At 68.4% G+C, this 21,944-nt stretch carries 23 protein-coding genes; 7 read left to right on the plus strand and 16 right to left on the minus strand.

Going from position 1 to position 21,944, the window contains the following annotated elements; genetic code table 11:
- Positions 1-6 precede the first annotated feature (6 nt).
- The 9 genes from CURTO8I2_RS03925 to purB all read right to left on the minus strand — a co-directional run bounded on the left by CURTO8I2_RS03925 (position 7) and on the right by purB (position 10,925).
- Positions 7-204, minus strand: coding sequence for a hypothetical protein (locus CURTO8I2_RS03925; RefSeq protein WP_159678837.1), 198 nt, complete (start codon positions 202-204; stop codon positions 7-9).
- Positions 205-228: 24 nt separating this feature from the next.
- Entirely contained in the window at positions 229-822 is a 594-nt protein-coding gene (locus CURTO8I2_RS03930; protein ID WP_159678839.1) for a TIGR00730 family Rossman fold protein, read from the minus strand.
- A gap of 136 nt (positions 823-958) precedes the next feature.
- Complete coding sequence (gene lpdA, locus CURTO8I2_RS03935) at positions 959-2,395, minus strand: dihydrolipoyl dehydrogenase (RefSeq protein ID WP_159678840.1); 1,437 nt, start codon at positions 2,393-2,395, stop codon at positions 959-961.
- 118 nt (positions 2,396-2,513) lie between these two features.
- Positions 2,514-3,752: a dihydrolipoyllysine-residue succinyltransferase gene (gene sucB / locus CURTO8I2_RS03940; RefSeq protein WP_159678842.1), complete on the minus strand. Its 1,239-nt coding sequence runs from the start codon at positions 3,750-3,752 to the stop codon at positions 2,514-2,516.
- Between the two features lie 57 nt (positions 3,753-3,809).
- Positions 3,810-6,650 carry a 2-oxoglutarate dehydrogenase E1 component gene (locus CURTO8I2_RS03945; RefSeq protein ID WP_159678843.1) on the minus strand — a complete coding sequence of 947 codons (2,841 nt, stop codon included), beginning with the start codon at positions 6,648-6,650 and terminating at the stop codon, positions 3,810-3,812.
- Positions 6,651-6,849: 199 nt separating this feature from the next.
- Positions 6,850-7,761: a GNAT family N-acetyltransferase gene (locus CURTO8I2_RS03950; RefSeq protein ID WP_159678845.1), complete on the minus strand. Its 912-nt coding sequence runs from the start codon at positions 7,759-7,761 to the stop codon at positions 6,850-6,852.
- Positions 7,758-8,978, minus strand: a complete 1,221-nt coding sequence (locus tag CURTO8I2_RS03955; RefSeq protein ID WP_159678846.1) for a cupin domain-containing protein — start codon at positions 8,976-8,978, stop codon at positions 7,758-7,760. Before CURTO8I2_RS03955 ends, CURTO8I2_RS03950 begins: the two co-directional genes overlap by 4 nt.
- Positions 8,979-9,116: 138 nt before the next feature.
- A complete protein-coding gene (locus CURTO8I2_RS03960; RefSeq protein ID WP_159678848.1) occupies positions 9,117-9,521 on the minus strand; it encodes a VOC family protein in 405 nt (134 codons plus the stop codon).
- Positions 9,522-9,542: 21 nt separating this feature from the next.
- Complete coding sequence (gene purB / locus CURTO8I2_RS03965) at positions 9,543-10,925, minus strand: adenylosuccinate lyase (RefSeq protein ID WP_159678849.1); 1,383 nt, start codon at positions 10,923-10,925, stop codon at positions 9,543-9,545.
- 120 nt (positions 10,926-11,045) lie between these two features.
- On the opposite strand from purB, the gene CURTO8I2_RS03970 reads away from it, so the two are divergent.
- Positions 11,046-12,461: a class II fumarate hydratase gene (locus CURTO8I2_RS03970; protein WP_159678851.1), complete on the plus strand. Its 1,416-nt coding sequence runs from the start codon at positions 11,046-11,048 to the stop codon at positions 12,459-12,461.
- A gap of 80 nt (positions 12,462-12,541) precedes the next feature.
- Here CURTO8I2_RS03970 and CURTO8I2_RS03975 read toward each other — a convergent pair whose 3' ends face one another.
- The 7 genes from CURTO8I2_RS03975 to CURTO8I2_RS04005 form a co-directional block, all read right to left on the minus strand.
- Positions 12,542-13,276, minus strand: a complete 735-nt coding sequence (locus CURTO8I2_RS03975; RefSeq protein WP_159678852.1) for a hypothetical protein — start codon at positions 13,274-13,276, stop codon at positions 12,542-12,544.
- A gap of 26 nt (positions 13,277-13,302) precedes the next feature.
- Positions 13,303-14,157, minus strand: a complete 855-nt coding sequence (locus tag CURTO8I2_RS03980; RefSeq protein ID WP_159678854.1) for a DUF2807 domain-containing protein — start codon at positions 14,155-14,157, stop codon at positions 13,303-13,305.
- Between the two features lie 118 nt (positions 14,158-14,275).
- Positions 14,276-14,944 (minus strand): hypothetical protein, encoded by a 669-nt coding sequence (locus CURTO8I2_RS03985; RefSeq protein WP_159678855.1) that lies wholly within the window; start codon positions 14,942-14,944, stop codon positions 14,276-14,278.
- A 45-nt stretch (positions 14,945-14,989) separates the two neighbouring features.
- Positions 14,990-16,036, minus strand: a complete 1,047-nt coding sequence (locus CURTO8I2_RS03990) for a hypothetical protein (protein ID WP_236550995.1) — start codon at positions 16,034-16,036, stop codon at positions 14,990-14,992.
- Complete coding sequence (locus CURTO8I2_RS03995; RefSeq protein ID WP_159678857.1) at positions 16,033-16,908, minus strand: ABC transporter ATP-binding protein; 876 nt, start codon at positions 16,906-16,908, stop codon at positions 16,033-16,035. Before CURTO8I2_RS03995 ends, CURTO8I2_RS03990 begins: the two co-directional genes overlap by 4 nt.
- Complete coding sequence (locus tag CURTO8I2_RS04000; RefSeq protein WP_159678859.1) at positions 16,905-17,276, minus strand: GntR family transcriptional regulator; 372 nt, start codon at positions 17,274-17,276, stop codon at positions 16,905-16,907. Before CURTO8I2_RS04000 ends, CURTO8I2_RS03995 begins: the two co-directional genes overlap by 4 nt.
- Before the next feature lie 4 nt (positions 17,277-17,280).
- Complete coding sequence (locus tag CURTO8I2_RS04005; RefSeq protein ID WP_159678860.1) at positions 17,281-17,553, minus strand: hypothetical protein; 273 nt, start codon at positions 17,551-17,553, stop codon at positions 17,281-17,283.
- Between the two features lie 158 nt (positions 17,554-17,711).
- Between CURTO8I2_RS04005 and CURTO8I2_RS04010 the strand changes: the two genes are divergently transcribed.
- The 6 genes from CURTO8I2_RS04010 (at position 17,712) to CURTO8I2_RS04035 (ending at position 21,887) form a co-directional block, all read left to right on the plus strand.
- Complete coding sequence (locus CURTO8I2_RS04010; protein WP_159681542.1) at positions 17,712-18,275, plus strand: glutathione peroxidase; 564 nt, start codon at positions 17,712-17,714, stop codon at positions 18,273-18,275.
- A 103-nt stretch (positions 18,276-18,378) separates the two neighbouring features.
- Positions 18,379-19,281 (plus strand): FKBP-type peptidyl-prolyl cis-trans isomerase, encoded by a 903-nt coding sequence (locus CURTO8I2_RS04015; RefSeq protein WP_159678862.1) that lies wholly within the window; start codon positions 18,379-18,381, stop codon positions 19,279-19,281.
- 87 nt (positions 19,282-19,368) lie between these two features.
- Complete coding sequence (locus tag CURTO8I2_RS04020) at positions 19,369-20,133, plus strand: FKBP-type peptidyl-prolyl cis-trans isomerase (RefSeq protein WP_159678864.1); 765 nt, start codon at positions 19,369-19,371, stop codon at positions 20,131-20,133.
- 52 nt (positions 20,134-20,185) lie between these two features.
- Positions 20,186-20,413: a SlyX family protein gene (locus CURTO8I2_RS04025; RefSeq protein ID WP_159678866.1), complete on the plus strand. Its 228-nt coding sequence runs from the start codon at positions 20,186-20,188 to the stop codon at positions 20,411-20,413.
- 11 nt (positions 20,414-20,424) lie between these two features.
- Entirely contained in the window at positions 20,425-21,123 is a 699-nt protein-coding gene (locus tag CURTO8I2_RS04030) for a DUF2058 family protein (RefSeq protein ID WP_159678868.1), read from the plus strand.
- The gene (locus tag CURTO8I2_RS04035; RefSeq protein ID WP_236550996.1) at positions 21,120-21,887 is read left to right on the plus strand and encodes a transporter; all 768 of its coding nucleotides are present in this window, start codon (positions 21,120-21,122) and stop codon (positions 21,885-21,887) included. The genes CURTO8I2_RS04030 and CURTO8I2_RS04035 overlap by 4 nt, the downstream gene beginning before the upstream one ends.
- Positions 21,888-21,944: the final 57 nt, after the last annotated feature.

The raw sequence follows: 21,944 nt of genomic DNA on the forward strand, positions 1-21,944 counted from the left end.
GTGGTCTCAGACGAGGTCAGGATACAGGTCGTGCGCGTCGGGACTGGTCGACTCGATCAGCTGGGGCTTCCACACGCGCCGCAACGCCTTCATGCGCTTCCCGTGGACGATTGCGGCCGCCATCAGGTAGTGCGTTACGAACCAGACGAGATACTCGAAGAATGGAATGACGCAGTCCCGGATGCCCGATGGCACACACCGCACGCGCTCACTCCGCCGCGCACGCCCTCACTTCAGGACACTGCGCCGCTTCTCGTCGATCCACTTGCTCGCCTGCGCGGGCTCGTAGGCCTGCATCCACGCGAGCATCTCGCCGATGTCGCTGCCGTACCAAAGGTCCGCACGCTGGTCGGGGTGCAGGAAGCGCTCCTCGACCATCCGGTCGATCATGCCGATCAACGGTGCATAGAAGCCATCGACATCGAGGAAGGCGCAGGGCTTGTTGCCGATGCCGAGCTGGCGCCAGGTCAGCATCTCGAAGATCTCTTCCATGGTGCCGAAGCCGCCGGGCAGGGTCACGAAGCCGTCGGCGAGTTCGAACATGCGCATCTTGCGGGCGTGCATGGAATCGACGATTTCGAGTTCGGTCAGGCCGCGGTGCGCGACCTCCCAGTCGGCGAGCTGCTTGGGGATCACACCCGTGACCTGGCCGCCGGCATCGAGCACGGCGTTGGCCACGGTGCCCATCAACCCGACGTTGCCGCCGCCGTAGACCAGGCGCAGCCCGTCCCTGGCGAGGCGGTCGCCCAGCGCCATCGCGCGCTCGGCGTAGACGGGCTTGCTGCCGGCATTGGAGCCGCAATAGACGCAGACGCTTTTCATCGGGATTCGACACTCGGGATTGGGGATTTGGAAATGCGAACGCCGGGCGATGCCCGGCGTCCACTTTCGGGATCGGTCGGATCGCGGGATGGCGCTCTGTCAGCGCCGATCCCGCATCCCCGATCCCATCGTTCGATCAATTGGCTTTATGGATCGACCGCTTGTCGACCGCCATCGCCGCGTCGTGCACCACTTCCGACAGCGAGGGATGCGCATGGCAGATGCGGGCGAGGTCGTCGGCCGAGCCGCTGAACTCCATCGTCAGCACGCCTTCGTGCACGAGCTCGGAGACATTGGCGCCGACGAGATGCATGCCCAGCACGCGATCGGTCTCGGCGTGCGCGAGCACCTTCACGAAGCCGGTCGCCTCGATCATCGCGACCGCGCGGCCGTTGGCGGCGAACGGGAAGCTGCCTGCCTTGTACGGGATGCCTTCGTCCTTGAGCTGCTGCTCGGTCTTGCCGACCCAGGCCAGTTCCGGCTCGGTGTAGATGACCCACGGAATCGTGTCGAAATTGACGTGGCCCGGCAGACCGGCAATGAGTTCGGCGACCGCGATGCCTTCCTCGAAACCCTTGTGCGCCAGCATGGGCCCGCGCACGCAGTCACCGACCGCCCACACGCCATCCACACCAGTGTGGCAGTGCGCGTCGACTTCGATCTGGCCACGGTCGGTCAGCTTCACGCCCGAATCGTCGGCCAGCAGGCCCTTGCTCGCGGCCTTGCGGCCCACGGCGACCAGCAGCTTGTCCACCGTCAGGGTCTGCTCGCCGTCCTTGTCGGTATAGCTGACGACGACTTCCTTCTTCTTGCCCTTGCCGGTGATTTCGGTCTTCGAGACCTTGGCGCCCAGCTTGATGTCGAGGCCCTGCTTCCGGAATTCCTTCAACGCGACCTTGCCCACTTCGGCGTCCGCAAGCGCGAGGAAGTCGGGCAGGGCTTCGAGGATCGTGACCTCGGCGCCGAGACGCTTCCACACGCTGCCGAGCTCGAGACCGATCACGCCGGCGCCGATGACGGCCAGGCGCTTCGGTACCTCGGTGAAGTCCAGACCGCCGACGTTGTCGACGATGGTGTCGCCGTCGAACTTCGCGAACGGCAGTTCGATCGAATCCGAACCGGCCGCGATGATGACGTTGGCGCCGGTCAGTTCGACCTGCGTGCCATCGTGCTGCGCGACCTTGACCACACGGTCGGCGTGCAGCGTGGCGAAGCCGTAGTACGGCGTCACCTTGTTCGCCTTGAACAGCATCGCGATGCCGCCGGTGAACTGCTTCACGATCTTGTCCTTGCGGCCGATCATCGCTTCGACGTCGATCTTCGCGTCCTTGAAGCTGATGCCATGGTCGCCAAAGATGTGGCCCATGTTCCAGAACTGGCGCGAGGAATCGAGCAGCGCCTTCGACGGGATGCAGCCCACGCGCAGGCAGGTACCGCCCAGCGCCGGCTTGCCGTCCTTGCCCAGCGCGGCGTCGATGCAGGCGACGGTCTTGCCGAGCTGCGCAGCGCGAATGGCAGCGTGGTAACCGGCCGGGCCGGCACCGATGACGACGACGTCGAATTGTTCAGCCATGGGGGAATTCCTTCTTTCGATGCCTGCCGGGACGGGCAGGGTGCCGATGCGGCGAATGTGGGGGTGCGGCGCGGGCGCCACAAGTGCGAACCCCCTCCGTGGAGGGGGTCGCGGCGCATCACATGCCGAGCAGCATGCGGTGCGGGTTTTCCAGCTGGTTCTTGATGTCGACCAGGAACAGCACCGCGTCCTTGCCGTCGATGATGCGGTGGTCGTAGGACAGCGCCAGGTACATCATCGGCGCGGCGATGACCTGGCCGTTCTCGACGATGGCGCGCTCCTTGATGGCGTGCATGCCGAGGATCGCCGACTGCGGCGGATTGACGATCGGCGTCGACATCAGCGAGCCGAAGGTGCCGCCGTTGGTGATCGTGAACGTGCCGCCCTGCAGATCGTCCAGGCCCAGCTTGCCGTCGCGCGCCTTCTTGGCGTAGTCGGCGATGCCCTGCTCGATCTCGGCGAAGCCCTGACGCTCGACGTTGCGCAGCACCGGCGTCACCAGACCGCGATCGGTCGAGATGGCGACCGAGATGTCGGCGTAGCCGTGATAGATGATGTCGTTGCCGTCGACCGAGGCATTGACCACCGGATACTTGGCCAGCGCGTTGGCGGCGGCCTTGGCGAAGAAGCTCATGAAGCCGAGCTTGATGCCGTGGTCCTTCTGGAACTGTTCGCCCAGTTCCTTGCGCAGCGCCATCACCTTGCCCAGGTTGACCTCGTTGAACGAGGTCAGCATCGCGATCGATTCTTTCGACTGCATCAGGCGCGCCGCGATGGTCTTGCGGATGCGGGTCATCGGCACGCGCTCTTCCGGACGCGCGCCGCCGGACACGCCGGGGGTCTTGCCCGAGGCGTAGTTCAGCAGGTCTTCCTTGGTCACCGCGCCGCGACGGCCGGTGCCTTCGACCTGCGAGGCGTCGATGCCCTTGCTCTCGGCAGTGAAGCGCGCGCCCGGCGGCAGGCCGTCGTTCTTGCCCGACGACGTCTGCGGCTTGGTCGAGGACGGCGCCTTGTCGTCGGCCTGCTTGGCCTGCGACTTCGGCTGCACTTCCTCGGCACCGGCGGCCGGCGCCTCCTTGTCCTTGGCGCCCGATTCGGCGGGCGGCGCTTCGGCGGCGGCCCCTTCCTCGATGATCGCGATGACCTGCGCGCTGTTGACCGTCGCGCCTTCCTCGAACTTGATCTCCTTCAGCACGCCGTCGACGGTCGACGGCACTTCGAGGACGACCTTGTCGGTTTCCAGATCGACGAGGTTCTCGTCGCGCTTGACCGCATCGCCGGCCTTCTTGTGCCAGGTGGCGATGGTCGCGTCGGAAACGGATTCGGGCAGGACCGGGACTTTGATTTCAGTGGCCATGTGGCTTCCTGGAAAAGCGTTGAATGTGGGAAATGGGTGAGCGGAGTGCGCGCCGGATTACTCGGCGAGCACCTTGCCGGCGAGATCGTTGACCAGCGCATCGGCGATCAGCTGCTGCTGCTCGGCGACGTGGTCGTTGAAATGACCGACCGCGGGCGAGGGCGAGCGTGCGCGACCGGCGTAGTGCACCGACTGCTTGGGCCCGGAACAGAACTCGAGGTGGTGCTTGATCTGGTACCAAGCGCCCTGGTTCTGCGGCTCTTCCTGGCACCAGACCACCTCGGTGGCCTTCGGGAAGCGCTTGAGCTCGGCGGCCAGCAATGCGCGCGGGAACGGGTACAGCTGTTCCACGCGGAGCAGGGCGACGTTGTCGAGCGCCTGCTTGCGGGCTTCCTCCAGCAGGTCGTAGTAGACCTTGCCCGAACACGCGACCACGCGGGTCACCTTCTTCGGGTCGGCCTCGTGGTCGGGGATCAGGTGCTGGAATTCGCCGTCGGCCAGTTCCTCGAGCGAGGACACGGCCAGCTTGTGGCGCAGCAGCGACTTCGGCGTCATGACCACCAGCGGCTTGCGCGTGGTCATGCACAGCTGGCGACGGATCATGTGGAACGCCTGCGCCGGTGTGGTCGGCACGCAGACCATCATGTTCTCCATCGCGCACAGCTGCAGGAAGCGCTCGAGGCGCGCCGAACTGTGCTCGGGGCCCTGGCCCTCGTAACCGTGCGGCAGGAACAGCGCCAGGCCGCAGAGACGATCCCACTTGGCTTCGCCCGACGACAGGAACTGGTCGATCACCACCTGGGCGCCGTTGGCGAAGTCGCCGAACTGGCCCTCCCAGATGCACAGCGTGCCCGGCTCCGAAGAGGCGTACCCGTACTCAAACGCCATGACCGCTTCCTCGCTGAGGAGCGAGTCGATGATCGTGGCGTCTTCCGGGTTCTGCACCAGTTCGCGCAGCGGCATGTAGTTCTCGCCGCTCTTCTGGTCGTGCAGCACCGCATGGCGATGGAAGAACGTGCCGCGACCGCTGTCCTGGCCCACCAGGCGCAGGCGATGGCCGGCATCGAGCAGGGTGGCGTAGGCGAGGTTTTCGGCAAAGCCCCAGTCGCCGGCCTGTTCGCCGCGCGCCATCTTGCGGCGGTCGTCGTAGATCTTGGCGACGCGCGCCTGCAGGGTCAGGGACTCGGGCAGGGTGGTGATCTGCGTCGCCAGCGCCTTGAGCTTGTCGACGGACACGGTCGTATCGAGCGTGTCGGTCAGGCGGCCGGCGAGATAGGGATCCCAGTCGATCGTCAGCTCGTAGTCGCTCGGCTTGGCATCGGCCAGCTCGACCGTCACTTCACCGGCGTCGAGCTTGTTGCGGTAGCCGTCGACGATCGCCTTGGCGTCCGCTTCGCCCAGCACGCCATCGGCCACGAGCTTCGCGGTGTAGAGTTCGCGCGGGGTCTGGTGCTTGCGGATGATCTGGTACATCAGCGGCTGCGTCGCCGCCGGCTCGTCGGCCTCGTTGTGGCCGTGGCGGCGGTAGCACACGAGATCGATCACGACGTCCTTGCCGAACTGCTGGCGGAAGTCGTAGGCCAGCTCGGCGCAATAGACCACGGCTTCGGGATCGTCCGCGTTCACGTGCAGGATCGGCGCGCCGACCATCTTGGCGACGTCGGTGCAGTAGAGCGTGGAACGCGCGTCCTGCAGATCGCTGGTGGTGAAGCCGACCTGGTTGTTGATGACCACGTGGACCGTGCCGCCGACCGCGAACCCGCGGGCCTGCGACATCTGGAACAGCTCCATGTTGACGCCCTGGCCGGCGAACGCCGCGTCGCCGTGCAGCAGCACCGGCAGCACGACCTTGCGCTCGGTGTCGCGTCGACGGTGCTGGCGCGAACGCACGCTGCCGGCGACCACCGGGTTGACGATTTCCAGGTGCGACGGATTGAACGCCAGCGCCAGATGGACCGGGCCGCCGGGCGTCGCCAGATCGGCCGAGAAACCCATGTGGTACTTCACGTCGCCGGTGTGCGCGCGATCGGTGTCGTGGTGGTCGAACTTGCCTTCGAACTCGTCGAACAGCTTGCGCGGGTTCTTGCCGAGCGTGTTGACCAGCACGTTGAGACGGCCGCGATGGGCCATGCCGATCACGATGTCCTTGACGCCTTCCTTGCCGGCGCGCTGGATCACGCTGTCGAGCAGCGGAATCAGCGCGTCGCCGCCTTCGAGCGAGAAGCGCTTCTGGCCGACGTACTTGGTGTGCAGGTAGCGCTCGAGACCCTCGGCCGCGGTCAGCCGTTCGAGGATGCGCTTCTTCTCCGTCTCGCTGCGCGCGAAACGGCCACCCGCGGCTTCGAGGCGCTGGTAGAGCCAGCTGCGCTGTTCGAAGTCCGGGATGTGCATGAACTCCGCGCCGATCTGGCTGGAGTAGGTGGTCTTGAGCAGCGCGAGCAGGTCGCGCAGCTTCATCCGCGGCTGACCGGCCACGCCGCCGGTGCTGAACTCGTCGTCGAGGTCGGCATCGGTGAGCTGGTGGAAGGGCAGGCCCAGATCCGGCGGATTGAGCGGCGGGGCCAGATCCAGCGGATCGAGCTTGGCGCCCAGATGGCCGCGCGAGCGGTAGGCCGTGATCAGGCGACCGACATGGCGCTCGCGTTCGTCGCCGGTACCGCCGGACGTCGACTCGACCACGCCGCGGAGCGCCTTGCGACCGGCTTCGGCCACGGCCGACACCACGGCGGAATGGGGAACATCACCGGCTTCACGACCCTTGAAAGCATCGAACCAGCGCTTCCAGTCCGAACCGACACTGTCGGGATCGACGAGGTACTGCTCGTACAGGTCTTCGATAAAGGCGGCATTGGCGCCGAACTGGGAGGACTGCGCAAACTGCTTCAGGAGACTGTCCACGTCGGGGAATTCGGGCTCGTTTGGAGGGAGGCAGGGCCGGACCCGGAGCGATCTCCGGAAAACAGGCGGGATCTGGCGCGAAACGACGCCGGAGAGTATACGCGGGTCGTTCGCCGCGGTGCACCATCGAGGCGCGCCGCGACGGGCACAACGGGGGCGTTCCGGCCGCGCCCCGCGCACGCGGGACCGCGCAAACGGCTCAGATGCCCAGCGCGCGAAACTCGCCGCAGATGCGTGAACGTTCCCACACCGGCGCGAACTGCTGCGCCAGCTGGCGCGCGCGCCCGGGCAGGTCGGTGGCCACCTCGCCGTCGACGCGGTGGCCGAGCGGACGGACGTGGAAGCCGCCGGCGTCGTTGACCAGGAACGCGCCGGCGAACTCGCGGTCCACCGGATCGTCCACCGCGCGGAACACGAAGGCGCTGCTCAGTCGCTGCGCCAGTGCCAGCAACGCGGAACCCCGCCGCTGCAGGGTCGCCGGATCCTGCAGCAGCACCTGGATCTGGACCCCGCGCCGCGCGGTCGCCAGCCCACGCAGTGCGGCCAGGACATCGGGATGGTCGTAGAGACCGGGATCGAGATCGCGCGTCCGCAGCCAGACCGAACGCCGCGCGGCGGCGACCAGGGTCACCGTTGCATCGATCGCGGTCTCGAGGTCCTCGACTGGGAACGTCGCGCCGGCGACACGACGCATCGTGCGATGGGCGATGCCGGCTTCCTCGTAGCGCGGGCCTTCGGCGACGAAGCCGGCGCGGGCGTAGAGCGCCATCGCCTGGAGCTGGGCGTGCAGATAGGTCTCGCGCAGGCCGGCGTCGCGGGCGGCGTCGAGCAGCGTCCGCAGCATGGCCTCGCCGACGCCGCGACCGCGCCAGTCGCTGCGGACCGCGAGCCGGCCGATGCGGCCATCCGGGGCGATGCGTCCGGCGCCGATCGGGCTGCCGTCGCTGGCAGTCGCCAGCACGTGCCGGCTGAGCGTATCGAGCGCATCGCGTTCGAGCTCGGGCGGGACGCCCTGTTCGTCGACGAACACGGCGGTGCGGACGGCGTGCGCCGCTGCCAGGTCACCGGCATCGGTGACGATGGCGACCCGGTACGGCGCCGCCGCGCTCATGCGTCGTCTGCGTCCAGCAGGGTGTAATGGCCCTCGGCCAGCAGATCGAGCACCGTGTCGCGACCCGCGCCCGACAGGGCCGCGTACGCGCGTCCATCGAGACGCGGCTCGGCAGCCAGCGTGCGCGCATCCCGCGGCGACAGCGGCCACGCGGTGCCCGACACGAACAGGCGCGCGCCGCTCGCCGCCCGGCGCCAGGCCATCCGGGTGAAGGGATTGCGGTGCAGCACCGCCTGGCCCTGCGCGAGCAGCCATTCGAGTTCGATGCGCGGCGGCGCGTCACCTGCGGACACCACCTGCTGCGCATTGCGGTAGCCGGTGATGAAGCTGCCGAACCAGTCGCCGAGACGATCCGGGTCCTGCATGCGCATCACGTTGAGCGCTTCGACCACGCGCGCCATCGCGGCGGCGTCGATCTCGTTCGGATCGGCGGGCGGCTGCAGGGTCTCGTCGTGGTAGCGCATCGATTCGTCGGCGTCGGCGGCCAGCGTGTCGATGTAGTCGCCCATCAGCTCGCTGACCGACGGCGCGCGCATGCCCACCGAGAACGTCAGGCAGGGATCTTCGGCCACGCCGTGGTGCGGCACCGTCGGCGGCAGATACAGCATGTCGCCGGGGCCGAGCACCCACTCGTGGGTCGGCGTGAACTCGCGCAGCAACCGGAGCTCGACATCGTCGCGGAAATCCTGCGGCGGCACGCCACGGCCCATCGCGTCCGAGGCGTCGATCTGCCAGCGCCGATGGCCCTGACCCTGCAGCAGGAAGACGTCGTACTGGTCGACGTGCGCGCCGACCGAGCCGCCGGTCGCGGCGAAGCTGACCATGATGTCGTCGATGCGCCAGCGCGGCAGGAACGCGAAATGCGGCAGCAGCGCGGCGACATCGGCATCCCACTTGTCGACGTCCTGCACCAGCAGTGTCCAGTCGCGGTCGCCGAGTCCGGGGAACAGCGCTTCGTCGAACGGGCCGGTCTCGACCTGCCAGCCGTCGCGGCTGCGGTCGTGGCGGATCAGTCGCGACAGCGCCACTTCCTCGCAGGCCAGGCCCGCCAGGTCCTCAGGCTGCAGCGGCGTCTCGAAATCCGGGAACGCGTTGCGGATCAGCAGCGGGCGCTTCTGCCAGTAGTCGCGCAGGAACCGCGCGGCCGGCATGCCCAGCGGGCCATCGCCGGCGGATGCGCGGGCGTCGATTTCGAAGGGGAGGGGGGCTTTGCTCATGGGCGGGGAGCCTACGCGAAAACCGGATCGGGCTCGACGGGACGGGCGTTGGCAACGCGACCGGCCGGCACCGCGTGATGCAGGTGCGATGCGCATCATGTCGAGGCGCACCGACAAGACGATCAGGCCGGAAGCGAGCTAGCCGGACGTCGCTACCGCGTCATAGCCGCGCGCACTGAAGGCGAGCAGGCACCAGCCATGTCCGAACGGATCGGCGAGCTGGACGATGCGACCGAAGGCCTCGTCCCGCACCGGGCCCTCGCGCACGAATCCGGCGTGCTCGGCGCGCGCCAGTGCGGCGTCGACATCCTCGACCACGACATCCAGATGCACCGGGCACCAGTGACGCGTGTAGTCGCGCGGCATGTGACCGGCGCCGATGCTGCCGGCGGCCTTGTGCAGCAGATACAGCCGCACCGACAGCCCCGTCAGTTCGACGACGGACGCGCCGAACCGTCTGCCGGTCTGGAGACCGAAGGCCTCGCGGTACACGCGCTCGGCGCGCTGCAGATCCGGGACATCGAGATTGACCAGCAGGTCCATGTCGGGTCCCGGTGCCGTGGGTCAGATCGTGCGCGCGAGCTGTTCGGCCAGGCCGGTGTAGCCGCCGGGCACCAGATCGCGCAGGCGCGCCTTGTCGTCGGCCGGCAGGTCGAGGCCGTCGACGAAGCGGCGCATCGACTCGGCGGTGATGCCCTGGCCGCGGGTCAGCGCCTTGAGCTGTTCGTAGGGGTTGGGCAGGCCGTGGCGGCGCATCACCGTCTGCACGGCTTCGGCCAGCACTTCCCACGAAGCGTCGAGATCGGCAGCGAGACGCTCGGGATTGACGCTGAGCTTGCCCAGGCCGCGCTGCAGTGCATCGAGTGCGATCAGGGTGTGGCCGAACGCGGTGCCCAGCGCGCGCAGCACGGTCGAATCGGTCAGGTCGCGCTGCCAGCGGCTGATCGGCAGCTTCGCGGCGAAATGCTCGAACAGCGCGTTGGCGATGCCGAAGTTGCCTTCGGCGTTCTCGAAGTCGATCGGGTTGACCTTGTGCGGCATCGTCGAGCTGCCGACTTCGCCTTCCTTCAAGGCCTGCTTGAAGTAGCCCAGCGAGATGTAGCCCCAGATGTCGCGGCACAGATCGACGCCGATCGTATTGATGCGCTTGTGCACGTCGCTGATCTCGGCCACGCAGTCGTGCGGCTCGATCTGGGTCGTGTAGGGATTGAACTCGATGCCCAGCGATTCGACGAAGCGCTGCGCGAAGGCCGGCCAGTCGACGTCGGGATAGGCGACCACGTGCGCGTTGTAGTTGCCCACCGCGCCGTTGATCTTGCCGGTCAACGGCACCGCGGCCAGCTGCTCGGCCTGGCGGCGCAGGCGCGCCACCACGTTGGCGATCTCCTTGCCCACGGTCGACGGCGATGCGGTCTGGCCATGGGTGCGCGAGAGCAGCGGCAGCGCGGCGTGATCGTGGGCCATCGTCTGCAGCGTGGCGATGACGGTGTCGAGCGTCGGCAGCAGCACCTGCTGGCGCGCCTTGCTGAGCATCAGCGCGTAGGCGAGGTTGTTGATGTCCTCGCTGGTGCAGGCGAAATGCACGAACTCCAGCGCCGGCGCGAGCGCCGCATCGCCCTGCAGCCGTTCCTTGATGAAGTACTCGACCGCCTTGACGTCGTGGTTGGTGGTGCGCTCGATCGCCTTGACCCGCGCGGCGTCGGCCGGCGAGAAATCGTCCGCGAGCGCCTGCAGTGTCGCGCGATGCGCGTCGCCGAACGCGGGCAGTTCGACGATGCCCGGCTCGTCGCCCAACGCCAGCAGCCATTCGATCTCCACCCGTACGCGGGCCCGGATCAGGCCGTATTCCGAAAAGATCGGACGCAGCGCATCGACCTTCGTGGCGTAGCGGCCGTCGAGCGGCGACAGGGCGAGCAGGGCGGCTTCGGTCTTCTGGGTGTCGGACATGGCGGGCGTGGGGCGCAGCGGGCGAAGCCGTCATTTTAGCCTGTACGGCCCTCGCGTATCCTGCGGTCACGACGCCAGCGACCGTGCCAGCCGAGTCAGTCCCCTCCTGGAGCCGAATCGATGCGCAAGACCCGCGACGCGAAAGCGTTCCGTACCGAACACGACAGCATGGGCGAGCTGCAGGTGCCCGCCGACGCCCTGTGGGGCGCACAGACCCAGCGCGCAGTCCAGAACTTCCCGATCTCGGGCCGTCCGATGCCGCGTGGCTTCATCCGTGCGCTGGGTCTGGTCAAGGCGGCCGCCGCCGAGGTCAATGCGGGCCTCGGGCTGTTGCCGGAGAAGTCCGGCAAGGCGATCCGCGCCGCGGCGCTCGAAGTCGCCGACGGGGCGCACGACGCCCAGTTTCCGGTCGACATCTACCAGACCGGCTCCGGCACCTCGTCGAACATGAATGCCAACGAGGTCATCGCGACGCTGGCCTCGACCGCGACGCGCAAGGTGCATCCCAACGATCACGTCAATCTGGGCCAGAGCTCGAACGACGTGGTGCCGACCGCGATCCGCGTGTCGGCACAGCTCGCCGTCGTCGAGGACCTGTTGCCGGCGATCAAGCATCTGCGCCGCACGATCGACAAGCGCGGCCGCGCGCTCGGCAAGGTGGTCAAGACGGGCCGCACGCATCTGATGGATGCGATGCCGCTGACCTTCGCGCAGGAGTTCGGCGCATGGTCGTCGCAGCTGGCATCGGCGGAAGCGCGTCTGAGCGATACGCTCAAGCGCCTGCGCCGCCTGCCGATCGGCGGCACCGCGATCGGCACCGGCATCAATGCGCATCCGCAGTTCGGCAGGAAGGTCACGCGTGCGCTCTCGGCGTTGACCCGCACCAGTTTCGATGCGGCCGACGACAAGTTCGAGGGCATCGCCAGCCAGGACGACGCGGTCGAACTGTCCGGCCAGCTCAATGCGCTCGCGGTCGCGCTGATCAAGATTTCCAACGACCTGCGCTGGATGAACTCCGGGCCGCTCGGCGGGCTCGGCGAAATCGAACTGCCGGCGCTGCAGCCGGGCAGCTCGATCATGCCGGGCAAGGTCAATCCGGTGATTCCCGAAGCGACGGTGATGGTGTGCGCGCAGGTCATCGGCCACCACGCGGCGATCACCATCGCCGGGCAGACCGGCAATTTCCAGCTCAACGTCGCGCTGCCGCTGATCGCGGCAAATCTGCTCGAGTCGATCCAGCTGCTGTCCAACGTGATGCGGCTGCTCGCCGACGACGCGATCGCAGGGCTCAAGGTCCGCAAGGACAACGTGGATGCCGCGCTCGCGCGCAACCCGATCCTGGTCACCGCGCTCAACCCGATCATCGGTTACGAGAAGGCGGCCGCGATCGCCAAGCGCGCCTACAAGGAACAGCGCCCCGTGCTCGACATCGCGCGCGAGGACAGCGGCCTGTCGGATGCGGAACTCGCGACCCTGCTCGATCCCGCGGAACTGACCAAGGGCGGCATCCACGCAAGCGCCAGCGGCGGCGGCTGAGTCTTCGAGTGTTCCAACAGAAAAGACCGGCCAATGGCCGGTCTTTTCTGTTTCGATGCAGCGGGCGTCGAGTGCCAGCGTCAGTTCGAGGCCGGCGCCGCTGCCGCATCCGCTTCCGCAGCTGCATCGTCGCGATGGACGACGGTGTCCTTGCGGCAGTTCTCGACGTCGGTCGCGTCCATCCTTGCGTAGGGTTCGAAGGCGGGCAGCGCAGCCGCGAGCGCCTGTTGCGAGGCGAGCAGGGCCGGCAGGCGGTCGCACAGCTTGTCTGCCTCGGCTTCGATCTTCGCGCCCTCGGCTTCCATGCGCTGCTCGAACTCCGCGGACTTGCCCGACAGCGCGCTGGCGATCGCACCCTTGGCGGCTTCCGCGCCGAGCTGTGCGCCTTGGATGCCGATCGTGATGCCGGCGTCCGCGATCGCAATGATGTTGCTGCGATGCGCCAGCAGCAGCTCGCGTTGCGCGCCGTCGATCTCGATCGTCTTGCCATCGACCAGTAAATCGCCCGCCGGGCTGATCTCGGCCTTCGGTAGCCCGGACGTGCGGCTGTCGTCGCCGCCGAAGCGGAACCCGTTGATGTTCAGGCCGCTGGCACCGGTGCCGCCGATGCTGATGTTGTTCTCGGCCAGATCCCGGCGCGCGGTTTCCAGTGCGCGCCGGGTGGTGCGGGCCACGAAACCTTCCTCGGCCGGTGCTGTCGTGGCATCGCGGTCTGCGGACGCAGGCGGCGCATCGTCGCGACCACAGGCGGTCAGCGCCCCGGCGCAGGCGAGCAGCAGGACCGGGGGGCGGGCACGGGAGGGCAGGATCTTCATGGTCGGACTCCGGATCTGTAGAGGATTCAACGCCGGCTGGGCACGCTGACGGCGCCGCGCACGTCGCGGTGCGAGACCTCGCCGCTGCCCTTGGCGGCCACTTCGAAATCGCCGCCGATCGCGCGGACATCGACATCGCCCGAGCCGATCGAGCCGACACGCACGTTGCCCTGCACGTCGCGCAGGTCGATGTCGCCCGAGCCGAGGCTGCCGATGCGGACGTCGCCGCCGGCGCCGGCGAGCTTGAAGTCGCCCGAGCCGATGCTGCCGACTTCGACGGGGCCGCGGATGCCGCGGGCCTCGACGTCGCCCGAGCCGATCGAGAGCACCTTCAGCTCACCGGCGTCTTCGACCGTGATGTCGCCCGAGCCGACCTTGGCGGTGGCGCGGCCCTGGATGCGGCGCAGTTCGGCATCGCCGGAGCCGACGTCGGCGCTCGCGGCGGACACGCCGGTCACCCAGGCATCGCCGGAACCGACGACGGTCTGGACCAGGGCGTTCGCGGGCACCTGGCCGGAAAGGTCCAGGTAGGCGTACTGGTTGCCCATCCAGCCGGTCGAATTCGACGTGCGGCGCAGGGTGACGGTCAGCGTCTCCCCCTCGCGCGCCTGCTCGAGAACCAGCGAGGCGAGCATGGCGTCGCTCGATGCGCAGGCACGACCACGCAGGGTCGCGTCGGGACGCTCGGCACCTTCGATGCGCAACCGGCTGTTGCCGATCTCGAACCGCACCGTCCGCACGCCGTCGAGCTGCAGGGCCAGATCGCGCGGCTGGCTGTGGCGGCACTGCGGGCCGTCTTCGGCCTGCGCCGCGAGCGGCCATGCGAGCGTGGCGGCAATGAGCGTGGCGAGCAGCGGACGAGCGGAAACAGCGTGCGTCATGGCGGAGACTCCCTGGCGAGGTGTCCGGTCTGCGGCATTGCAGAGGCCGGGCGTGTGCGTGGTGGCTGACGCTAACCTGAATCGAGGCTCCTGCGCGAGCCGTCGGACGCGACCGGCCTCAGCGCCCGGCGAACTCGCGGCGGACCTCGTTGCGGCAGCTGTCCGCGTCCTGCGCTTCCAGGCGCGCGTAGGGGCGGAATGCCGGCAGGTCGCTCGCCAGTTGCTGCTGCGCCTCGCGCAGCGCGGGCATGCGGTCGCAGATCAGCATCACGCCGGGGCCGACGGTGTCGCGGACGGTCCGCTCGATGCGCCGCTCCAGGCTGCCGGTCATCGCGCCGACCATCAGTGAGAACACACCGCGGTCGACCGAATCCACGGCCGCCAGCGCGCTGACCTCGCCGATGTCGATGCCGGCCTTCGCGACCTCGATGACCATGCCGCGGTAGGCGAGCAACTGGCGCCGCTGGGCGCTGTCGATGGCGACGGCCTCGCCGTCGATGAGGAAATCGCCGCGCGGGGTGATCTCGGCCTTCGGCAGCGCCGGGGCCGTCTTCGCCTTGCGGTCGCGGCGCGCATCGCCATTGGCCTGCAGGCTGTGGGTCACATCGAGATTGTCGGTTTCGAGTTCGGCGCGCGCCCTGGCGAGATCGGTGCGGATGTCGCGCCTGGCATCTTCCAGATCCCGGCGGATCTCCTCGCGCACGCCGCCGGACTCCGGCGGCGCCGGCCATGCAGCCATCGGCAGACACAGGGCAAGGGCGAATGCGGTGACGGCTGCAGCGTTCATGGAGGGTCTCCGGAATCAGGCGATGGCGGGAAGCGAAGGGCGGGCTCAGCCTTCCTCGCGCCAGCGGCGCAGGCGGATGGCGATCACGATCATCACGGCGCCGGCGATGAGGCCGATCCACATCGAGGGCGCGGCGAAGTTGCTGTAGAGACCCGAGATCGAGAAGAGTTCGCTGGTCGGCAGGGCGCCGGACTGCATCAGGCTCAGATCGCGGTGGGTCACGGGCACAGTGCCCAGCAGCATCCGCGAGATCACGTTGCCCCAGAGCCAGTGACGGTCCAGACCGATCACCTGCAGCAGGCCGGTCATCGACGTCGCGACGCCCAGCGCCAGCGGAATCAGCAGTGCCCACAGGAAGGGCTTGCTCTTGGCCCAGGCCGAGCACAGCAGCAGCCAGCCGACGGTCGGGAACATCCACGCCGCGTAGACCGGAATCGCCGCCAGGAAATGACCACCCAGCAGGAAGACCGCGCCATTGCCCCAGAGCAGCGGGAATGGATTGGCCCCATGGGCGGCCGCGGCGATGCTCAGCGCGACCAGGAACGCGAACATGATGAGAATCGCGAATACGGTGGCGAACAGCGGGATCACCAGCGTCGCGGTCACGACCTTCGACAGCACCGTCGACGTGTCGGAAATCGGCAGCGATTTCCAGAACAGCACGCTGCGGTCGCGCCGATCGTCGTAGAGCGCGCCGAGACAGTAGAAGAACGCCACGAAGATCATCACCAGGAACGGCCAGGTCGCGGACAGGGCCAGGGTGTAGGTGAGGCCCTCCGACAGCTGGTAGAGATCGTCACTGGTCAGCTGCTGGGCGAGCGTGCCCAGATCCAGACCGTTGATGGTCACGCCGTTGTGCTGGACCAGGTTGCCCTCGGCGACCGCCTTGTGGGCGAACGCGATGCCGGCGATCAGCAGGCCGACCGACAGCAGCAGCGACACGCCGCCCGCGATCATCGGCGCCCAGAAGATGCCACCGCGGTGCTCCCAGTATTCGCGCCGCAGCAGCAGGCGGAAACGACGGGTCGGATGGGTGGGGGCGAACGTCCGGGACGGCACCGGAGTGTCCACGGATTCGGCGGCGGCATTCATGCGTAGGCTCCTTTCATCGTGGCCACGAACAGGTCGGCCAGGCCCGGGGTGCGGGTTTCGCCGTATGTCGACAGGGTGGAAACGGGCACGTTGTCGAACAGCATCACGGTCTTGCCGAAGGGCAGGGCGCGCTCGTCGATCGGGCGATGGGCGCGGGCAGCGTCGAGGTGTTCGGCGTTGACCAGCACTTCGACGAAGCGCTCGCCGACATCGTCCATCGGCGCGTCCAGCACGATCCTGCCGTTCTGGATGAACAGCACGTCGGTGAGGATGTGCTCGATCTCCTCGACCTGATGCGTGGTGACGATGATCGTCTTCTGCTCGTCGAAGTAATCCTCCAGCAGGCGCTGGTAGAACTGCTTGCGGTACAGGATGTCGAGGCCCAGCGTCGGCTCGTCGAGCACCAGCAGCTTGGCGTCGATCGCCATCACCAGCGCCAGGTGCAGCTGCACGATCATGCCCTTGGACATTTCCCGCACGCGCTGTTTCGGACCGAGCTTGGTGTTAGCGAGGAAGCGTTCGCAGCGGGCGCGGTCGAAGCGGGGATGCACGCCCTCGACGAAATCGATCGCGTCGCGCACCCGCATCCAGCGCGGCAGCACCGCGACGTCGGCGATGAAGCAGACATCGTTCATCAGCGCATCGCGTTCGGTGCGCGGGTCGCGTCCGAGCACCGACATCTCGCCGTCGAACCGGATCAGTCCGAGCAGCGCCTTCAGTGCGGTCGTCTTGCCGGCGCCATTGGGACCGATCAGGCCGACGATCCGGCCGGCGGGAATCTGGAAGCTGGTGCCGTCCAGCGCCCGCGCGCCCTTGTAGGTCTTGGTGAGGTTGCGCGCGGTGATCACGGGCGTATCGAGGACGGCGTTCATTCGTTGGCTCCATTGCCGATGGACTGCAGCAGGTCCCGGGTCGACAGCCCCAGGCGTTCGATCCGTTCCACCACCTGCGGCCATTCGTCGGTCAGGAACCGCTCGCGTTCGCTGCTGCGCAGCTTCTTCGAGGCTTCCTCGGTGACGAACATGCCCAGGCCGCGGCGCTTCTCCACCAGCGCCTCGTCGGCGAGCTCCTGGTAGGCGCGCGAGACGGTGATCGGGTTGAGCTGGTAGTCGGCGGCCACCTGGCGCACCGAGGGCAGCGCATCGCCGGGCTTCAGGACGCCGTCGAGCATCATGGCGATGACGCGTTCCTTGAGCTGGCGGTAGATGGGAGCGCCGTCGCTCCATTCGATATTGGCCATGGCCTCAGCTCCTTCCACCAGCGCCCCGCGCGAACGAGAAGTACGGCAGGGCGAAACCGCTGCGCGCACGGCGTGCGCGGGGGCGCGGGGTCTCCGCGTCGATGTCGGTCGCGGCCGCGGCCCGCTCGGCCTGTGCGCGCGCCTTGGCGGCGACGGACGCGGGCGGCGTCGCGACCTCACCGGCCGACGGCGCCGGTCCGGCGAACAGCAGGCCCGCCGAGAGCAACAGGGCGAGGGCGGTGCATGCGATGATCGGGGTGTGGAGCCTGCGGTTCATGAAGACCGTCCTGCTCTAGTGGGTAGGTGTTGTAGGTGACTATAACACCACCGCAGCAGGTGTCAACGCGCCACGCAAATATTTCTACCCAACTGATGGCACGGGTGACCGCCCGTGCAGGAGAGCCGAACATGCGTCGCAATCGGTGGTTCCAGCGCATGGCGCTGATGGCGGGACTCGCGCTGGTGGCCGGTGCGGCCTGGGCGCAGGCGCCCGCGGCGTCGGGTGGCGTGCTCGATCACCAGTTCCGGCAGCTCGCGGTGCGCGAGACGGTGGACCTGCGCGCCACCTACGGCGGCGACGTGGTGCTGATCGTCAACACCGCCAGCAAGTGCGGCTTCACCCCGCAATACGAGGCCCTCGAGGCCATGCACGCGCGCCTGCGTCCGCGCGGGTTCGCGGTGCTGGGCTTTCCGTCGGGCGACTTCCGGGAGCAGGAATTCGAGGACGAGGCGGCCATCCAGGAGTTCTGCACGCTGACCTATGGCGTGAAGTTCCCGATGTTCCAGAAGGTGCACGTGACCGGCCCCGAGGCCACCCCCATGTACAAGCAGCTGGCGGCCGCCACCGGCCAGGCGCCGCAGTGGAATTTCCACAAGTATCTGGTCGGCCGGGATGGCCGGGTGCTGGGCCAGTGGGGCAGCCGCACCAAGCCCGACGATCCGGAGATCCTGGCGGCGATCGAGCGGGCACTCGCCGCGCCGAGGCCGGCCGCGCGCTGAAGCCTGCGGCGGGCGTGATTGCTCCGCCGCCGCGCGGCCGCGACAATAGCCGGCTGCATCGCCCCGCCTCCGGGGCTGGAGATTCCTGCGGATGTTGAATCACATGCGTGCCGTGGTCCTCGCGTTGCTGCTGGCCCCGCTCGCCACGGTGGCGGTGGCCACCGAAGGCACCGATCGCGACAAGAGCAGCTACGTCGTCGGCATGGACATGGCCGCGCAGCTGGCCCAGGTCACGCCGGATCTCGATCTGGCCGCGTTCGAGGCGGCGGTCACGGCCGCGCTCGCCGGCCAGCCGCCCGCGCTGGACCAGGCCGAGACCCAGCGCATCGGCCAGGCGCTGGCCCAGCGCGTCGCTGCGCGCGGCGGCCGCCCGGTACCGGGCATGCCGCCGGGCAGCGAACCGCCCGCGGTGGACCGCGCCCGGGTCGGGCAGATGCTGGGCGCCGACGTCGGCCGATCGCTGGCCGGGATGCGCGAGGAGATCGCGATCGCGCCCCTGATGCGCGGACTGCGCGACACGATCGACGGCAAGGCGCCGTCGCTGTCGGCCGACGAGGTCGCCCGGGTGCGCCAGGGCATGATCACGCGCAGCCAGCTGCGCACCGCGCGCGCCGCCGACGACAACCGCCAGGCCGGCATCGCCTTCATGACCGCGAACCGGGCCAAGCCGGGCGTGTTCGCGACCGCGTCCGGCATCCAGTACACCGTGGAGAAGCAGGGCCAGGGTCCGCGTCCGCGTGCCAGCGACCGCGTCCGCGTGCACTACCGCGGCACGCTGCTCGACGGCACCGAGTTCGACAGCTCCTACAGCCGCGGCGAGCCGGCCGAGTTCAGTCTGGGGCAGGTCATCGCCGGCTGGACCGAGGGCCTGCAGCTGATGCCGATCGGCGGCAAGTACCGGTTCTGGATTCCCGGCGAGCTGGCCTACGGCATGCGCGGCAGCCCGCCGAACATTCCGGCGAACTCGACGCTCGTTTTCGATGTCGAACTGATCGACATCCTCTGATCCGCTTTGCCTGACCGATCTCCACCTCCCGCCGGCCGCCGCATGCGGCCGTCCGTTCTAGATCCCTCATCCCGGAGTTTTGACCGCATGAAGAACACCAAGCGCCTCGCCATCGTCGGCCTCGTCGCCGTCCTGCCGCTGGCGATGATCGCCTGCAAGCCGATCGACAAGGACACCGGCAAGCCGGTCGAAGGCGCCGCAGCGCAAACGCCGGCCGAAGGCGGCGAGATTGCCGGCCTCAACGGCGAGCGTGAGCAGATCAGCTACATCATCGGCAACCAGATGGGCGAGCAGCTCAAGCAGATCAAGGACGAGATCGACATCAAGACGCTGCAGCGCGCGATCAGCGAAACGCTGGACGACAAGGCCGTCGAGATCTCCGACGAGCAGGCCATGGGCATCATGCAGAAGTTCGGCGAGCGCATGCAGGCCAAGCAGGTCGCCGAGATGCAGGAAAAGGCCAAGACCAATGCCGCCGAGGCCGAGAAGTTCCTCGCCGAGAACGGCAAGCGTGAAGGCGTGCAGACCACGGCGTCGGGCCTGCAGTACCGCGTGATCACCGAAGGCACCGGCGCCAAGCCGGGCCCGGACGACACGGTGCGCGTGCACTACAAGGGCACGCTGCTCAACGGCGAGACCTTCGACAGCTCGATCGATCGCGGCGAGCCGGCGCAGTTCGCGCTCAACCAGGTCGTGCCGGGCTGGCAGGAAGGCCTGCAGCTGATGCCGGTCGGCAGCAAGTACGAGCTGTGGATCCCGGCGGCGCTGGGCTACGGCGAGATGGGCTCGGGTCCGATCGGTCCGAACCAGGCGCTGGTGTTCGAAGTCGAGCTGCAGGACATCGTCAAGTAAGACCCTGGCCGGCGCGCCGCCCCGTGCGGCGCGCCGGTCGATCGAGAACGCAATGAACGACACCGGACATGACGCGCTGGAATCGCGCGTCACCGAACTGGAAACGCGGCTCGCGTTCCAGGAACAGACCATCGGCGAGCTCAACGACGCGCTGGCACAGGCGCGGCTCGAACTCAGCGCCCAGACCGGGTTGCTGCGCCGGATGATGGACGACCTGCGCCAGGCGCGCACCGTGCAGTTCCCCGATGCGTCGGAAGAACCGCCACCCCCGCATTACTGAGTACGAGAGCGATGACCGATTCCCTCCGCGACCAGCTGCTCGGCCTCGGATTCAAGGCGCCGGCGCCCGCCGCGCCCAAGCCCCGTCGCGACGAGCGCCGTCCGCGTCCGGACGACCGTCGTGACCCGCGGCCTGGCGGCCGTGCCGCCGACGGCAAGGCTGTCGCGCCACGTGGCGATGCCGCCGCGCGGCCGCAGGCCCGCAACAGCGGCGCGCCGCGCCATGACGGCAAGCCGCGTCCGAACGATCGACGCGGCGCGCCCCAGGGCAAGCGCCCGCCGCGCGAGGACATCGACTTGGCCAAGGCCTTCGCCATCCGCGCCCAGCGCGAGAAAGACGAGCGCATCGAGGCCGAACGCCTGAAACAGGAAGAGGCCCGGCTGCGCCGCGAGGCGCGTGCCAAGCTCGACGTGTTCCTGGCCGACAAGTCGCTCAACATCAAGGAGGCCGAGATCGCCCGCCACTTCGAATACGGCGGCAAGATCAAGCGCATCCACGTCGACGAGGCGCAGCTCAAGGCGCTCAACGCCGGCGAACTGGGCGTGGTGCAGCTCAACGGCCGCTACCTGCTGGTGACCGCTGCGGTACTGGCGGAAGCCGGTGCGATCTTCGCGCCGTCGGTGGCGCTGCGGATCGATCCGGACGCACCCGCCGCGGACGATCCCTACAGCGATCCGAAGTACCAGGTGCCGGACGATCTCGTCTGGTGATCACGTCCGCGGCCATGCGTGTCGCGGTGCTTGCAGGCGCAGTCGGTCTGCTTGCATTCGGCTGCGCGGCCGCGCAGGCCCAGGACGCGTCCGAAGTCGCGTTCGACCGGCCCGGCATCGGTTTCTCGCCGTCGGTGCTGGCACCGGGGCAAGTCGCCTGGGAGCAGGGTCTTCCCGACATCGGCCATGACGACAGCGACGGCGTGCGCACCACGCGCTACGCCGCTGCGAGTCTGTTGCGCGTGGGCCTTGCCGAAGATCTCGAGCTGCAGATCGGCAGCGACAGCCGGGTGTGGGAACGCACGCGCAGCGCCAATGCACGCGAGCGCGTGCACGGCGGTGGCGACAGCAGTGTCGCGCTGAAGTGGGTGCTTCCGGGTTCCAACGATACCACGCAGTGGGCCGTGCTCGCGCGGCAGGGTGTGCTGACCGGCGCGTCCGACATCCGCGCCGGACGCGCGCAACAGGATCTCGGCGTCAGCATCGCGACCGGTGATCTCGCGTTCTACGTCAATGGCACGCGCGACGAGGACGGCACCGGCTGGACCGCTTCGCCGAGCTGGACGTGGCTGTCGACGCCCACCGTGGAGGCCTACCTGGAAGCGGGCGTCGGCACCGGGTCGCAGCGCTCGCGCGCGCTGGGCAGCGGCATCACCTGGCGCGTTGCCACCGCGGTGCAGCTGGATGTGTCCGTGCTGCGCGGCTTCGCGGACGCCGAGGACGACTGGCGTGGTGGCTTCGGGGTATCGGTGCTGCTGCACTGACGCATCACGCGCCGTGGCACGACTGACGCAGCGCGTGCGCTGCGCCAGTGCGGGCAG

The organism is Luteimonas sp. 9C (assembly GCF_902506295.1).
Classification (GTDB): Bacteria; Pseudomonadota; Gammaproteobacteria; order Xanthomonadales; family Xanthomonadaceae; genus Luteimonas.